Below are 15294 nucleotides of genomic sequence, written 5' to 3'. Positions count from 1 at the left end.
TTGAACGGAAGGGCTGTCCCCGCGGGGACAGCCCTTTTTCCGCGCCTAGACGAAGACGAAGTTGCGCGCGGCGTTCACGTCCGCGATGCGCAGATCGCCCTGCAGAAGCAGGCTGCCCTGCGCGCCGAAGCGGACGGTGATGCCATCCTCGCCGGCGCTGAAGCTGATGTCCGACAGGTCGTCGATGCCCGGCAGGTCCACCTCGATCACGTCCTTGCCGGGGGTGAAGTCGGTGATCACGTCGCCGCCGGTCAGGTCGCCCTCGGCCAGCGCGAAGATGTCGCGCCCGGCCCAGCCGGTCAGCGTGTCGGCCCCCGGCCCGCCCGAGAGGCTGTCGTTGCCGGTCATGCCATTGAGCTCGTCGTCGTCCTCGTTGCCGGTGAGCGTGTCGTCACCTTCGGAGCCGACCAGCGTGTCATTGCCCTGGTTGCCCGAAATGAGGTCGTTGCCCTCGGCGCCCTTGAGGTAATCGTCGCCGCCCCAGCCCATCAGCCGGTCGTCACCCTCGCCGCCGTTGAGATCGTCGTCCCCCTTGCCGCCGGTCAGCCGGTCATCCCCCGCCTGCCCGTCGAGCGTGTCGTCACCGTCGCCGCCCTCGAGCGTGTCCGGTCCGGTGCTTCCGGTGAGGCGGTCGCCGGGCACCCCGCCGGGATCGGGCGTGGTCACGTCGACGCCCGTGGTGTCGAAGGTGATCTCGATGACCTCGAACGGGTCGAGCGTGATCTGAACGGTGGTGCTTCGCACCGCGAGGTCGGTCAGCTCGGCGCGCACGTCGTTCTCGTTGATGTAGTAGCGCTGGCCGTTGATCAGCAGGCTGTCGGCCTCCTCGAAGCCGCTGCCCGGCACGTAATGCACCCCGTCGCTGGAGTTGGCCGAGAAATCGGCGCCGATCTTCGCCGCCGAGGCGGAGGTGTAGCCGGGCACCAGAGTCGAAAGGTCGAGCTCGAGCTCGATCGTATCCGTGGAACGCGAGGCGACGTAGACCACGGTGCTGTCCTCGGATTGCCAGGCGTGGAAGGTGAAGCTGCCGTCCTCGACCGAGAGGTCCGTGTCGAGCAGTTCCAGCCCCGGCAGGCTCGAGCTCATGAGATCGAAGGTCGCGCCGTTGATCGTGTTGAGCACCCGCCCCTCGGCATCGGTGATCACGTCCTCGGTCTGGCGCCCGGCAAGGTCGGTCGGCGTGTTGTGCTGCACCGGCCAGACATGCGCCGCGTCGACGCCGAGCTCGGTCATGTTCGAGGTCATCTCGACCATGACCGAGGCCGAGCGCAGCCCGGTCTCGGTGGTGTCCGAGGTGCGCACGTTCCATTCGGTGATGTAGAGGTCCAGGTCCTTGTCGAACTCTTCCTCCCACACCGCGTAGTCTCGGTTGATGAAGTTCATCTCGCCGCTGCTGCCGTCGAACTCGGTGACCGTCTTGTCGTAGTAGTAATGCTCCACCACCCCGTCGATCGCGTCCCGCGCCCCGGTGCCGAGCTGGTCGATGATCGCGCGGTTGGCGTCCTGCACCCGTTCGAGATAGGGCCGGTCGTCGACCGAGACGTGGTATTCCGACCCGGCGAAGGGAGAGGCCATCTGCACGAGGATCGCCGCCTGGTCGGCCTCGGCGAAACCCGCGTCCTCCATGCCCCGTGCCAGCGCCACAGCGGCGACATCGGCCTTGGCGCCATAGGCGGTCTCGCCCATGCTCCAGTACTCGTTGCCGATCTCGAAGGCCTCGACCACGTCCGAATAGTCGCGCATCACCGTCTCGGCAAAGCGGGCGATGTCCCCGTCCAGCGCCTCGTACTCGGCGACGGTGTAGTTCTTCGTCGGCAGCACCAGCGTGACCTGCGCGCCGTTCTCGCGCGCCCAGTCGAGCATGTCGGTGACCTCCTGCCGCAGCTCCCATTCGCCGTCCACGCGCTCCATCTGCAGCACGTTGAGGAAGCCGTCGCCGTCCACCTCGAGATCGCCGCTGTCGCCCTGCCCGGCCGGGAAGCGCAGGTGGGTGATGTCGAGCGCATCCGCCGCCGCACCGAAGTTGTCCAGCGGCAGGCCGTTGTCGGTGTTGACGCTGAAGACGAGGTTGCCGCCGAAGAACGCGCCCTCGAGCGTCGCGCCGGTGCCGGTGGCCGCGGTGACCGAGACATGGGTGCCTTCGAAGGGGGGCGGCGCGGCCCCGAGCGGGGTCAGCTGCGTGAGGTTGCCGAGCCAGCCCGAGGGATCGCCAAGCTCCGCCGCGTCCACCCCGTCGACCACCGCCAGCACGATGCCGTCGTAGACCAGCGCCGCGCCGCTGCCATCCGCCGCCTCGACCACCGAGAGGTGGTCGTATGCCTCGGCCGCCGAGAGCAGCGTGCCGTCCGGCTGCACCAGCGTGATGAGTTCCGGCCCGCCCTCGTAGCCGGTCAGCTCGTAGGTGTGCAGCGTCAGCGGGGCGAAGGGCCCGTCTCCCTGCGGCACCACGATCTCGTAGACGTCGGTGCCCGCGCCGCCCGCGAGATGGTCGCCCTCGTCCCCGCGCAGCACGTCGTCGCCCTCGTTGCCGACCAGCGTGTCGCCGATCATCCCGGCCCCCGGCGCGTCGACGCCGCTGAGGTAGTCGTCGCCGGTCTGGCCGTCGAGGTAGTCGCCGCCGCCCCGGCCGATCAGCACGTCCGACCCGGGACCGCCGAAGAAGTCGTCGCGCGCCTCGGTGCCAACAAGCACGTCGTCGCCGTCGAAGGTGGCGTTGAGCGCCGAGGAGAAGTTGCCGATCCAGATCGTCTCGTAGAACAGCTCCTCGGCGGTATAGCCCTCGATGATCGCGACCACCTCGCCGTTCATGTAGACCTGCGCGCCGCTGCCGTCGGGCAGATCGCCGATCCCCGCCGCGAGCGATCCGTCGAAGAAGGCGGCGCGGGGGATGATCTCGCCCTCGGGGGTGACGAAGACCACGCGGTCGGGCACGTCCTGCTCGGTGAGGCGGGTGAAGTCGAGATCGGTGATGGTGACCGGCTCGGCCCCCGCCTGCCCCACCGGCACGATGAAGAGATCGGCCCCGGCGCCGCCGGTGACCGTATCGCCGTCGTCGCCCCAGAGCAGGTCCACCCCCGCCCCGCCGTCGATCACGTCGGGCGCGCCGGGCAGGTCGTCGACCAGCGCGATGAAGTCGGTGCCCGCACCGCCCTCCGCCGTGTCCGAGCCGAGCGTGTCGACGATGAGGTCATTCCCGCCCTTGCCGAGCAGCCGGTCGTTGCCCGGGCCGCCGTCCAGCGTGTCGTTCCCCGAACTGCCGCGCAGCAGGTCATTGCCCTCGGTCCCGAGGTAGAGGCTGCCGCCCGAGGGATTTTCCGGGATCACCACATCCTCGCCGCCATCGTCCTCCTTGGGGTCGTCGTCGTCCGAGGTGGACGAGGTCGTCGCAAGGCCGATCATGAGCCCGCCGAGAAGAAGCGAAAGGAGATAAAGCGTGGGCATCGGAAACACCGCTTGAAAAAATACTCTTGGAAAGCGGCCCCGAAGCGGAAACGCCCGGACAGTCTATGCCGGAATTTCGCCACATTTCCATTTACTTCGGAAACATGCCGTTTCGCATGCAGGAATAATTTCCGCCCTGTGTTTCCTGCGCCGCGCCTCAAGCCGCGCACAGAAAGACGGGCGCGCCGATGGCACGCCCGTCTTCCTCAGCCTCGCCCCGATCTCAGACGAGGTCGCGCGGGATGGTCCGCGACCAGTCCTTGGCGAAGACCTGGTCGCCGTTCAGCGTGACCGTCATGCGCGCCGAGAGGTGGAAGTTCCCGGCGTCGCAGGTCATTTCGCTGTCCAGCACCGACACCGTCTGCCAGCCCTCGCGGCCCATCTCGTAGACCTGGTTGAGCCGGTAGCGCGCGGTCGCGGGATCGTCCGGGTGGATGGTCAGCTCGCGCCGCAGGCTGTGCGAGAGCACCGTGCCGATCTCGTCGAAGCGCAGCACGCCCTCGCCGAAGAGCCCGCCCTCGCCATTGGTCACGTAGGTGACCTCGCCGGTGAGGAAGTCGGTGGTGACGTGCCGCTCGAGCTTGGCGGGCCGGACCATGGTGATCGGGCAGGCCGGGCCATGCGCCGGCGGCTCGAAGCCCGGATGCGCATCGCCGCCCGCGCGCTGCGGCAAGTGCAGGACGCTGCGCGCCGTGTCGATGGTCAGCGTCGCCGCCTCGGGCGAAGGCCAGATGATCGGCCAGTAGGCGGTGCCGACGGAGACCCGCAGCCGGTGACCCGCGGCGAAGCGGTGACCGCAGGCCGAGAACTTGATCTTCACGGTCTCGAACCGGCCGGGCACCAGCGCCTCGGGGGTCTCGTGGCCATTGCGATGCGTGAGGTTCAGCACCTGGTAGCTGACGCGCGTGACGCGGCCATCGGGCGCGACGTCGCCGAGGCGGACCACCACCTGCGCCACCGGCTTGTCCGAGGCGAGGTGCAGGTCGATCTCGGGCACGCCGAGGATCTCGAGGTCCTGCTCCAGAACGCCGGTCTCGAAGACCAGCGCGCCGCCGTCCTCGAGGCGCTGGTCGGCGGGCATCTCGCCCGGGCAGCCGACGCCCATCCATTCCCCGGCAGCAATACCATGGCTCTGCGGCGAGCGGATCGGCAGCAGCCCGCCCTCCCCCACGGTGTCGGCGAGCGCGCCGGGCGACAGGTGCATCCGACGCATGGGCTGGGCCAGCGGCCAGTCCGAGCCGACCCAGCGGCCCGGCTGGTCGGGGCGCGAGGTCTCGGGCGCGACCGGATCGTTGATGTAGGCGCGCAGCTTCGGCTCGTCCATCACGCCGGTGTCACGACCCTTCAGCCACTGGTCCCACCAGCGCACCGCCTCCTGCAGGAAACCGATCGCCGGGCCGGGCACACCGTCCTGCGGGTAGACGTGGCCCCAGGGCCCGATGATCCCGCGCGCCGGCACCGTCAGGTGTTCGAGCAGGCGCGGCACCGAGTTGGTGTAGCTGTCGGCCCAGGCCCCGACGACCAGCACCGGGCAGTCGATGGCGGCATAGTCCTCCTGCACCGAGCCGTGTTTCCAGTAGTCGTCGTAGCGCTGGTGCTCGGCCCACATTGCCGGGAAGAAGGGCAGCGTTTCCAGCCGTTCCTGCCAGTCCTCGCGCCAACTCTCGCCGACGATTTCGGGATCGAGCGGGCGGGCCTGGTAGCCCATCATGATCGAGCCCCACCAGAGATTGTCGTTCAAGAGGCAGCCATTCATGAAGTGAATGTCGTCCTTGAACCGGTCGTCGGTGGAATAGCAGGTGATAATCGCCTTGAGCGCCGGGGGGCGCCGCGCCGCGACCTGCAGCGCGTTGAAGCCGGACCAGCTCTTGCCCATCATCCCGACGTTGCCGTCGCACCAGTCCTGCGCGGCGATCCAGGCGATGACCTCGCAGGCGTCGTCCTGCTCGAGCTTCAGGTACTCGTCGGCGAGGTGCCCTTCGGATTCGCCGGTGCCGCGGATGTCGACGCGCACGGCGGCATAGCCTTGTTCGGCGAAATAGCCATGCATCGGCTCGTCGCGGCCGCGGGTGCCGTCGCGCTTGCGGTAGGGGATGTATTCCAGGACCGCCGGGACTGCATGGCTGCGCGCGCCCTCGGGCAGGAACAGCCGGGCGCTGAGCCGCGTGCCGTCGGACATGGGGATCCAGACGTGTTCGATGAATTCGGTGGCCATGATGACGTCCGTTTATCGTGTTTATTCAGGTGTTTGTTCTGGTCAGGAGGCGCGGGCTTCCAGCACCTTGTCGAGCCAGCCGGGGTCGAGCTGCGGCACCGAGTCCAGCAGCTTGCGGGTGTAGGGATCGCGCGGCGCGGCAAAGAGGTCGGCGGTGTCCGCCTCCTCGACGATCCGGCCCTTCTGCATCACCACGGTGCGGTCGGCGAGCCGGCGCACCACGGAAAGGTCGTGGGTGATGAAGAGATAGGTCATCCCGAGCTCGTCCTGCAGCTTGCGCAGAAGGCGCAGGATGTCCTCGGCGACCAGCGGATCGAGCGCCGAGGTGACCTCGTCGCAGATCATCAGGTCGGGCTCGGCGGCGAGGGCCCGGGCGATGCAGACGCGCTGCTTCTGCCCGCCCGAGAGCGCCCCCGGCAGGCGCCCGGCCATCTCGGCGGGCAGGCCGATCATGTCCAGCAGACGCGCCACCTCTTCCCGTTGCGCCCTGCCCCCGAGGCCGCGGAAGGTCTGCAGCGGGCGGCCGATCGCCTCGGCCACGGTCTGGCGCGGGTTCAGCGCCACGTCGGGCAACTGGTAGATCAGCTGGATGCGGCGCAGCAGCCCCGGCGCGCGCTTGCGGTAGCTCTCGGGCAAGGGCTCGCCGTCGAACTCGACCTGCCCCGAGGAGGGCGGCAGCAGGCCCGCGACCAGCCGCGCCAGCGTGGACTTGCCGGAGCCGGACTCGCCGACGATGGCGACGGTCTCGCCGCGTCGCACGTTCAACGTCACGTCGTGCAGCACCGGCGCCTTGCCATAGGCGGCGCAGACCGACTTCACCCGCAGCACGTCCTCGCCGGTGCGGTGATGCGCCCCGGCCTCGGCGTTGAGGCTCGCCTGCCGCTCGGAGACCAGCCGTTGCGTGTACGGCTCGCGCGGGGCGCTCAGGATTTGCCGGGTGGTGCCGGTCTCGACCTCGGCGCCGTTCTTCAGGACCATCAGCCGGTCGGCCACCTGCGCGATGACCGCGAGGTCGTGGGTGATGTAGAGCGCCGAGGTGCCGTAGGTGCGGATCGTCTCGCGCAGGAGCAGCAGCACCTCGATCTGCGTGGTCACGTCGAGCGCCGTGGTGGGCTCGTCGAGCACGAGGATGTCGGGCTTGCAGGACATGGCCATGGCGACCATCGCCCGCTGCAGCTGCCCGCCCGACACCTGGTGCGGGAAGCGGCGGCCGAAGGTTTCGGGCTCCGGCAGGCCGAGCGCGGTGAAGAGCTCGATCATCCAGGCGCGGGCCTCGGGCGCGGTCATGAGGCCATGCCGCAGCGGTCCTTCCATGATCTGCCGCTCGAGCCGGTGCGCCGGGTTGAAGGCCGCCGCCGCGCTCTGCGCCACGTAGGCGATGCGCGCGCCGCGCACGGCTTCGCGCTCGGGGCGGGTGGCGGAGGCAAGGTCCCTGCCGGCCAGCTCGATTGTGCCGCCGGTGATCCGGCAGCCGCCACGGCCGTAGCCCATGGCGGCAAGGCCGATGGTCGACTTGCCCGCGCCGCTCTCGCCGATCAGGCCGAGGATCTCGCCCTTTTCGAGGTCGAGCGAGACGCCGTGCAGAAGTTCGACCCCCTCGGCGGTGGCGACGCGCAGGTCGCGGATGCGAAGGATGTCGCTCATCGGTTGTCTCCCTGCACGGTGGTGCGCCCGGCCAGCAGCCAGTCGACGGTGAGGTTCACCCCGATGGTCACCAGCGCGATGGCGGCGGCGGGGAAGAGCGGCGCGTAAAGCCCGTAGAGGATGCCCTGCTGGTTGTCGCGCACCATCCCGCCCCAGTCGGCGAAGGGCGGCTGCACGCCGAGCCCGAGGTACGACAGCCCCGCGACGAAGAGGAAGGTGAAGCAGAAGCGCATGCCGAACTCGGCCACCAGCGGCGGCAGGGCGTTGGGCAGGATCTCGCGGCGGATCATCCAGCCGAGCCCCTCGCCGCGCAGCCGGGCGACTTCGGCGTATTCCATCACGTTGATCCCCTGCGCCACCAGCCGGGCAAGGCGGAAGACGCGGGTGCTGTCGAGCAGCGCGATGGTGACGATGAGCACTGGCAGCGACGCGCCGAGCGCCTGCAGCACCACCAGCGCCGAGATCAGCACCGGGATCGACATGACCGTATCAACGACGCGCGACAGCACCAGATCCAGCCAGCCGCCGCGGATCGCGGCAAGAATGCCGAGCGGCACGCCGACGGCGAACGAGAGGCACACGGCGGCGAGCGAGATGCCGATCGACATCTGCGCGCCGTAGAGCAGGCGCGAGAGCATGTCGCGCCCGTTCTGGTCGAAGCCGAGCGGGTGGCCCGGCTGGGGCATGTCGAAGGGCATGCCGACGATCTCTTCCTGCCCGAAGGGCGCGAGCATCGGGCCAAAGAGGAACAGGATCACATTTGCGGCGATCAGCGCCATGCCGATCCAGCCGGTCAGCGGGATGTTGGAGAGGCGGGACATCCTACGCCTCCTTTCCGCGCGGGTGGCGCAGGCGGGGGTTGAGCGCGATGGCGGCGATGTCGGCGATCATGTTGAGGATCACGTAGGCGGCGCCGAAGATCATCGCGGCGGCCTGCACCATCGGCAGATCCCGCTTCGAGACGGCATCGACCATGAAGCGGCCCAGCCCGTTGTAGTTGAACACCGCCTCGACCAGCACCACGCCGGTGATGAGATAGGCGATATTGAACGACAAGACGTTGACGATCGGCGCGGCGGCATTGGGCGCGGCGTGGCGCATCACCACCCGGCCGTTCTTCAGCCCCTTGAGAAAGGCAGTCTCGATATAGGGCTGGTCCATGACGCCCAGCACCGTCGTCCGGGTCATGCGCAGGATCTGCGCCATGGTGACCATGACCAGCACCAGCATCGGCAGGGTGGTGGCGGTGAACCATGCACCGATGCCCATGCCCTCGTAGGTGTCGGCAAGGCTCGGCAGCCAGCCTGTCCGCACCGAGAGCCAGAGCACCAGCAGCAGGCCGAGGAAGTATTCGGGCAGCGACACGAAGGCGAGCGCGGCGATGTTGGCGGCCCGGTCGAACACCGTGCCGCGCTTGGCGGCGGCGAGGATGCCGAGCCCCACGGCCAGCGGCACGGCGATGACCCCGGCGTAGGCCGCCAGCGCCATGGTGTTCCAGAAACGCGGCCAGAGCAGCTCCGCGACCGGTTGACCCGAGGCCATCGAGCGGCCCATGTCGCCGGTGAGGATGCCGCCCAGCCAGTCGAGGTAGCGCTGCAGCGCGGGCGCATCGAGGCCCAGTTCGCTGCGCAGCGCGGCGAGGGACTCGGGCGTGGCATTTTGCCCGAGGATGGCGCCGGCCACATCGCCCGGCAGGATCTCGGTCCCGGCAAACACCAGAACCGAGACCAGCCAGAGCGTCAGCAGCCCGAGGCCGGCACGTTTTGCGATCAGCGACCCCATCAGGCGTCCAGCCAGACCTTCTCGGCCATGCGCGCGCCCATCAGGTTGAACATCGCATGGGGTTTCACGCCCTTCACGTCTTTCGACACCGCGTCGAGGTAGTCGCCGAACATCGGGATCATCGCGCCGCCGTCCTCGTGGATCAGCGCCTGGCACTCCCAGTAGATCTCGCGGCGCTTCTCCTCGTCGAGCAGCGCGCGGGCTTCCTTGAGCAGCGCGTCGAAGCGCTCGTTGCTCCAGCGCGTGTCGTTGTAGGACGAGGTGGACTCGTAGGCGATCGACAGCATCTGGTCGGCGGTCGGACGGCCGCCCCAGTAGGACATGCAGAACGGCACCTGCATCCAGACGTCGCTCCAGTAGCCATCCGCCGGTTCGCGCTTGATGGTCACGTCGACGCCCGCGCCGCTGGCCGCGGTGCGGAACACCGCCGCCGCGTCGACCGCGCCGGCAAAGGCCGCGTCCGAGGCCGAGAGCGTGACGGCGAGCGGGTCGAACCCGGCCTTCTTGGCGTGGAACTGCGCCTTCTCGGGATCGTAGGCGCGCTGCGCGAGCTCGGAGTTGTAGAAGCGGTCGGTCTGCGGGATCGGGTGGTCGTTGCCGAGCTGGCCGAAGCCGGCGAGCGCGGTCTTCAGGAGCTGCTCGCGGTCCACGGCGTACTTGATGGCGAGGCGCGCGTTCACGTCGGTGAAGGGCGCCTTGGTGCAATCCATCAGGAAGGTGAAGTGCTGGCCACCGGCCGAGCGCACGATTTCCAGCTTCGGGTTGCGGCCGAGCAGGTTCACGGTCTTGAAGTCCACGGCGTTGATCGCGTGCACCTGCCCCGACATCAGCGCGTTGGTGCGGGCGGTCACGTCGTTGATCACCACCACCTCGACGGCGTCCACGTTGGCGCAGCCGGGCTTCCAGTAGCTCTCGTTGCGCACGAAGCGGCCGCGCACGCCGGGCTCGACGCGCTCGGGAACGAACGGACCGGTGCCGACGGGGTTGGACCAGTCGTCGAAGCCGTCGGGCACGACCAGCAGGTGGTAGTCCGACAGCAGGTAGGGCAGGTCGGCGTTGCCGCTCTCGAGCGTGATGCGGATCTGCAGGTCCGAGAGCTTCTCGATCCCGGTGATCGGCGCAAGGATCGAGCGCGCCGCCGAGGAGCTTTCGCCGCGGTGCAGGTTCAGCGAGTAGATCACGTCATCGGCGGTGAGGCTCTTGCCGTTGTGGAAGGTTACGCCCTCGCGGATGTCGAAGACCCAGGAGGCGGCGCCCTCTTCTGCCTCCCAGGCCGAGAAGAGCTCGGGCTGGGCGATGTTGTCGGAGTCGATCTCGACGAGGCCATTCATGACCATGTAGGCTTGGTTCACCGGCACCCAGTCGGCGAGCTTGCGGATGTCGAAATCGTCGGTGGTCGAGCCGCCGCTGATCCCGAGCTTCAGCGTGCCGCCCCGGCGCGGCGTTTCCTGCGCGCGCAGCGGCAGGCCGCTGAGGCCGACGAGGCCCATGCCCGCCGCGCCCGCGAGAAGCCCGCGGCGGCTGATGCCGGACATGTCATGAAGTTTCGTCATGTCGTCTCTCCTGTGGATTTTTCTTTGTACGCGGCTCATGGCCAGCTTGCCGCAGAACATTCCGGGGAATGTTTCGAGGTACAAATGATTTTTCGTCATACCCCTCTGAGAGCCTCGCAAGCGGAAAACTTCCCTAACGGAATCAGACCCTTGGCCCCGGGGTGTCAGCCTGCCCGCCAGCGGCGGTTGCTCTCGGCCAGCCAATCGCCCACCTGCCGGGCGATCTGGCGCTGGTGCCGGGTGGTCGGGCGCATGAGGTAATACTCGCCATGGCCTCGGAAGGGGCGCACGTCGGCCGGGACCAGCACGCCGCCTTCGAGGTAGTCGGCGATGAACCAGGTCCAGCCCATGGCGTAGCCGACGCCCCGCCGCGCCGCCTCGACCGAGAGGTGGTAGTCGCCGAGCTTCCAGCGGGTCGTGGCCCCGGGCAGCTTGAGATCCATGGCGGCGAGCCAGTTGCCCCAGTCGGTCCATTCCTTGTGGGTCTCTTCCACCGTCAGCAGCATCGGCGCGGCGGCCTCGGCCAGCGGCGTGCCGCCCGGCGCCATCACCGGCAGCATCTCCTCGGGCCCCAGCGCATCGACCACGTGATCGGCGGGGCGGTTGGGGCGGTAGTAGATGGCCAGGTCGTATTCGTCGTGGCGCAGCTGCTGGAAGAAGTCGTTGACGATGAGCTTCAGCTCGAGCCCCGGGAAAGCGTCGCGCAGCCGGGCGAGGCGCGGCAGCATCCAGAGGTCGGCCACGGCGCGCGAGCAGGCTATGGTCACCTGATCCTGCCCGCGGCGGGTGATCTGCCCGGCCTCGAGCGACTGCAGCGCGTCGAGCGCGCGGCCGACCTCCTTGGCGTATTCCTCGCCGATGCGGGTCAGCACGACCCCCGCGGGCTGGCGCTCGAAGAGGGCCGCGCCGACGTGGTCCTCGAGCTGCGCGATCTGCCGGCTGATGCCGCTTTGGGTCAGCGCCAGAAGCTCGGCGGCGCGGGTGAAGCTGCCGCAGCGCGCGACGGTCTGGAAGGCGATGAGGCTGCGCAGGGGCGGAAGGCGACCGATGTCCATGCCGCGCTTATAGGCGAGCGGCGGCACGGCGCGAAGGGCTCAAAACGCCCCCGCACGGAAATGCCGCGCCCGGGATCAGGCGCGGCATGGGAGGAAGAACCGTGGAAGCGAGCGGCCTTATTCGGCCACTTGCGCAGGCGCCATGGTACCGGCGTATTCCTGGTGGAAATAGGTCATCGTATCGAGCAGCACGTCTGCAAGATCGATCTTCGGCTCCCAGCCAAGAAGCTCCTTGGCCTTGGAGATGTCGGGCATCCGGCGGTCGCAATCCTCGTAGCCCTCGCCGTAGAATTCCTGCGCCGAGACCTCGATGATCGGATAATTCTCGTAGGAGGGATCGCCGGTGATCTTGGCGTAGGTCTTGCGCATCATGTCCGCCAACTCGGCCATGGTGACCTCGTTGTTGCGGTTGCCGATGTTGAAGGCGTGACCATTCGCCTTCTCGGGATTGTCGAGCATCCGGCAGATGGCATCGACGGCTTCGTAGATCGACACGATGGTACGGCGCGCCTTGCCGCCATCGACCAGTTTCATCGGCTCGCCGTTGAGCAGCGCGCCCATGAAGCAGGCGAGGACCCGCGGAACGCCGTCGCCGTCGCGCTGGGGAATGTAGTCCATGCGCGGGCCGAAGAAGTTCAGCGGACGCACCACGGTGAACGGCAGGCCGTCTTCCTTGTGATGCGCGTAGACGAGCCGCTCGACCATCTGCTTGGCGCAGGCGTAGGTCCAGCGCTGGTTGACGATCGGCCCCATGATCAGCGGCGTCTCGTCTTCCTTGAGTTCGTAGAGGGCGGGGTCTTCGTAATTCGTGTCGCCCACGTAGCTCGACAGCGTGCGGCCGTAGCATTCGCTGGTCGAGAAGCTTATGAGCCAGCGCTTGTATTCCACGCAGAGCTCGACGATCGGGTAGACGTCGAACAGGTTCGACTTGATCACGCTGATCGGATTGGTGTTGTACTCGGACGGGTTGCAGATCGCGGCGAGGTTGATCACCACGTCTCCGTTTGCCACGGCGTCCCGAAGATCCTGCTGTGTGTCAGGATCGTCGACGTAACGCTGGTGAAGAGTGAAATTCGGATGATCCAGGTGCTTCCGAATTTTCGAGCTCTCCGGGTCCCATCCGATGATCTTGTGATCGGTCGTGGTGAGAAGGCGATCGAGCAGATGGCTGCCGATAAAGCCCCCGCATCCTAGGATAACAATATTCATCGGATTCTCCGTTCCAATTCGCATATGAAAAGCACCTCCGGTCAGGACCCTCGAAAATCCGGGGCCCCCAGAAAATAGTCGCGTAAAATCGGTGACTTGTGGGTGAGACACAACAAAACCACCCGAATCCTATTACACGATATTTCCCAGCCTGACCACGCTTTGAAGACCTCCACTCTCCTCATGGTTGCACCAACTCCCCTGAAATGGGGCATTTCTTGGCAGCAAACCGCCACCTCTGCCCCGATCCGCGCCACTTCCTGCACCGGCGCCGGTCGTATTCAAAAAAGTGAAGTCGAGAAGCGGGACGGGTTCGACGCTTTCGCGAACTCGCCGGGGCGATGATTCGCCGGCGCGTCTGCAATCGCGGATTGCGGCAAAAGGCAAAGGGCCCCGCCGATCTCCCGGCGGGCCCCTTCCCCGGCACGTCCCTCGTGCCCCGCCGGTGATCCGGCTCTTGTTTTCCTAGCCGAACATCGTGTTCGGAATGATCGTGGCGATCGACGGGAAGAGGATGATCAGGATCAGCCCGACCACCATCGCCAGCAGGAAGGGAGCGACCCCGCTGAAGACCGTGGTCAGCGGCACGTCCGGCCCCGCCACGCCGCGCACCACGAAGACGTTCATGCCGACCGGGGGCGTGATCATGCCCATCTCGATGACGATGACCGCCACAACCCCGAACCAGATCGGATCGAAGCCGAAGCCGGTGATGACCGGGAAGACGATGGGGATGGTGATCACCAGCATCGACAGCCCGTCCATGAACATGCCGAGCACCACGTAGGCCAGCAGGATGACAATCAGCGTGCCATAGGCGCCAAGCCCCAGCGTCTCGAGCTGCGCGCCGAGCGTCGCCGGAATGTGGGTGATGGCAAGGAAGGGATTCAGCACGTTCGCGCCGATCACCACCATGTAGAGCATGGCGCTGGTCTTCAGCGTGTCGAGCACCGCGTCCTTGAACCCGGCCCAGTCGATGCGGCGCTGCACCAGCGCCAGCAGGATCACCAGCCCCGCCCCGATGCCCGAGGCCTCGACCGGGGTGAAGACGCCGAGGTAGATGCCGCCGATCGACACGAGGATCACCCCGAAGAGCGGCCAGGCCTCCGCCGAGATGCGGAACTTCTCCGCCCAGCCGATCTTCTCGCCCTGCGGGCCGTCCTGCGGGCGCAGCGTCGCCTGCAGCCAGATCACCCCGATGAAGAGCGCGCAGAGCAGGATGCCCGGCAGGATCCCCGCCATGAAGAGCCGACCGATCGATTCCTCGGTGAGGATCGCGTAGAGCACGAAGCCGGTGGAGGGCGGGATCAGGAAGCCGAGCGTGCCGCCCGCGGCCACCGCGCCGGTGGCAAGGCTGTCGGCATAGCCGAGGCGCTTCATCTGCGGCAGCGCGACCTTGCCCAGCGTTACCGCGGTCGCGACCGACGAACCCGAGACCGCCGAGAAGGCGGCGCAGCCGATCACCGAGGCCGAGGCCAGCCCGCCCTTGAAGCGCCCGACCCAGGCGTAGGCGGCATCATAGAGCCCGCGCGAGTAGCCCGCGGCAGAGGCGATGTTGCCCAGCAGCACGAACATCGGCACGACGATCAGCGAATAGGAGGCCACCGCCGAGTAGCTCTCGGTCAGCAGCATCGCCCCGGCGCTGCGAAAGCCCGAAAGGCCCCAGTAGCCGAAGAAGCCCACCAGCAGCATGGCAAAGGCCACCGGCGTGCGCAGGATCATCAGCACGAAAAGCGCGGCAATGCCGAGCAGGCCCGCGGAGACGTCGGTCATTGTTCTTCTCCAAGCACGAGCACCTTCAGGATCTGCAGGGCGAAGACCAGCACGCAGAAGCCGCAGCCGAGGGCAAGAATTCCGTAGAAGGGCCAGAGCGGCAGGCCCAGCATGTTGGTGGTGTCGCCGAACTCGGCCGCGTCAAGCGCCTTGTAGAAGGCACGCTGGCAAAGCACCCCGAGCGCGAAGCCCGACAGCAGCCGCGCCAGCACGTCTCCGGCACACCGGCCGAAGCGCCCGAGCATGCGGTCGAAGACGTCGACGCTCACGTGGCCGTTGAGATGCGTGCAATAGGGCAGCGCCGACATCACCAGCGCCACGGCGGTCAGCTGGATGATCTCGTTCGAGCCGAGGATCGGCTGGCCGAAGGCGTAGCGCAGCACCACCCCGACGAAGATCAGCGCCACGAGCGCCAGCAGCGCCACCCCGCCCATCAGGGCAAGCACGGCGGTGGCGCGGTCGGTGACGCGCGACAGGGCATTGGTCAGCTGGCGCATCACGCGCCCCCCCGCAGGGGCGCGCCGGTGCATTCCAGGTCTCCAGCGGTGGCAGCGGTCCGGCCCGTGCCGGGATCCGTCGCAAGACTGACTGAGCGCATGCTAATCCTCCCGAGATCTCGCCC

At 67.7% G+C, this 15294-nt stretch carries 10 protein-coding genes; all 10 read right to left on the bottom strand.

Annotated elements, in window-relative coordinates; genetic code table 11:
• Positions 1-45: 45 nt before the first annotated feature.
• Positions 46-3441 carry a type I secretion protein gene (locus tag PVT71_RS24320; protein ID WP_353475711.1) on the bottom strand — a complete coding sequence of 1132 codons (3396 nt, stop codon included), beginning with the start codon at positions 3439-3441 and terminating at the stop codon, positions 46-48.
• A gap of 223 nt (positions 3442-3664) precedes the next feature.
• Positions 3665-5656, bottom strand: a complete 1992-nt coding sequence (locus PVT71_RS24315; protein ID WP_353475710.1) for a CocE/NonD family hydrolase — start codon at positions 5654-5656, stop codon at positions 3665-3667.
• A gap of 42 nt (positions 5657-5698) precedes the next feature.
• Positions 5699-7300 (bottom strand): ABC transporter ATP-binding protein, encoded by a 1602-nt coding sequence (locus PVT71_RS24310; RefSeq protein WP_353475709.1) that lies wholly within the window; start codon positions 7298-7300, stop codon positions 5699-5701.
• Positions 7297-8121 carry an ABC transporter permease gene (locus tag PVT71_RS24305; protein WP_353475708.1) on the bottom strand — a complete coding sequence of 275 codons (825 nt, stop codon included), beginning with the start codon at positions 8119-8121 and terminating at the stop codon, positions 7297-7299. The genes PVT71_RS24310 and PVT71_RS24305 overlap by 4 nt, the downstream gene beginning before the upstream one ends.
• 1 nt (position 8122) lies before the next feature.
• On the bottom strand, positions 8123-9082 hold the full coding sequence (locus PVT71_RS24300) for an ABC transporter permease (RefSeq protein ID WP_353475707.1): 960 nt from the start codon (positions 9080-9082) through the stop codon (positions 8123-8125).
• On the bottom strand, positions 9082-10635 hold the full coding sequence (locus PVT71_RS24295; RefSeq protein WP_353475706.1) for an ABC transporter substrate-binding protein: 1554 nt from the start codon (positions 10633-10635) through the stop codon (positions 9082-9084). The genes PVT71_RS24300 and PVT71_RS24295 overlap by 1 nt, the downstream gene beginning before the upstream one ends.
• 164 nt (positions 10636-10799) lie before the next feature.
• Entirely contained in the window at positions 10800-11690 is an 891-nt protein-coding gene (locus PVT71_RS24290; protein WP_353475705.1) for a LysR family transcriptional regulator, read from the bottom strand.
• Between the two features lie 117 nt (positions 11691-11807).
• Complete coding sequence (locus PVT71_RS24285) at positions 11808-12899, bottom strand: NAD-dependent epimerase/dehydratase family protein (protein ID WP_353475704.1); 1092 nt, start codon at positions 12897-12899, stop codon at positions 11808-11810.
• A 465-nt stretch (positions 12900-13364) separates the two neighbouring features.
• Positions 13365-14672 (bottom strand): TRAP transporter large permease, encoded by a 1308-nt coding sequence (locus PVT71_RS24280; protein ID WP_353475703.1) that lies wholly within the window; start codon positions 14670-14672, stop codon positions 13365-13367.
• The gene (locus PVT71_RS24275) at positions 14669-15169 is read right to left on the bottom strand and encodes a TRAP transporter small permease subunit (protein ID WP_353475702.1); all 501 of its coding nucleotides are present in this window, start codon (positions 15167-15169) and stop codon (positions 14669-14671) included. Before PVT71_RS24275 ends, PVT71_RS24280 begins: the two co-directional genes overlap by 4 nt.
• Positions 15170-15294 lie beyond the last annotated feature (125 nt).

This window comes from Salipiger sp. H15, assembly GCF_040409955.1.
Lineage (GTDB): Bacteria > Pseudomonadota > Alphaproteobacteria > Rhodobacterales > Rhodobacteraceae > Salipiger.
The sequence above is the reverse complement of the archived record's forward strand: the minus strand, read 5'-3'. Positions and strand labels throughout refer to the sequence as shown.

Excerpts from the sequence above, each read along its gene's own strand:
- PVT71_RS24320 (WP_353475711.1), bottom strand. The coding sequence starts at position 3,441 with ATGCCCACGCTTTATCTCCTTTCGCTTCTTCTCGGCGGGCTCATGATC.
- PVT71_RS24315 (WP_353475710.1), bottom strand. The coding sequence starts at position 5,656 with ATGGCCACCGAATTCATCGAACACGTCTGGATCCCCATGTCCGACGGC.
- PVT71_RS24310 (WP_353475709.1), bottom strand. The coding sequence starts at position 7,300 with ATGAGCGACATCCTTCGCATCCGCGACCTGCGCGTCGCCACCGCCGAG.
- PVT71_RS24305 (WP_353475708.1), bottom strand. The coding sequence starts at position 8,121 with ATGTCCCGCCTCTCCAACATCCCGCTGACCGGCTGGATCGGCATGGCG.
- PVT71_RS24300 (WP_353475707.1), bottom strand. The coding sequence starts at position 9,082 with ATGGGGTCGCTGATCGCAAAACGTGCCGGCCTCGGGCTGCTGACGCTC.
- PVT71_RS24295 (WP_353475706.1), bottom strand. The coding sequence starts at position 10,635 with ATGACGAAACTTCATGACATGTCCGGCATCAGCCGCCGCGGGCTTCTC.
- PVT71_RS24290 (WP_353475705.1), bottom strand. The coding sequence starts at position 11,690 with ATGGACATCGGTCGCCTTCCGCCCCTGCGCAGCCTCATCGCCTTCCAG.
- PVT71_RS24285 (WP_353475704.1), bottom strand. The coding sequence starts at position 12,899 with ATGAATATTGTTATCCTAGGATGCGGGGGCTTTATCGGCAGCCATCTG.
- PVT71_RS24280 (WP_353475703.1), bottom strand. The coding sequence starts at position 14,672 with ATGACCGACGTCTCCGCGGGCCTGCTCGGCATTGCCGCGCTTTTCGTG.
- PVT71_RS24275 (WP_353475702.1), bottom strand. The coding sequence starts at position 15,169 with ATGCGCCAGCTGACCAATGCCCTGTCGCGCGTCACCGACCGCGCCACC.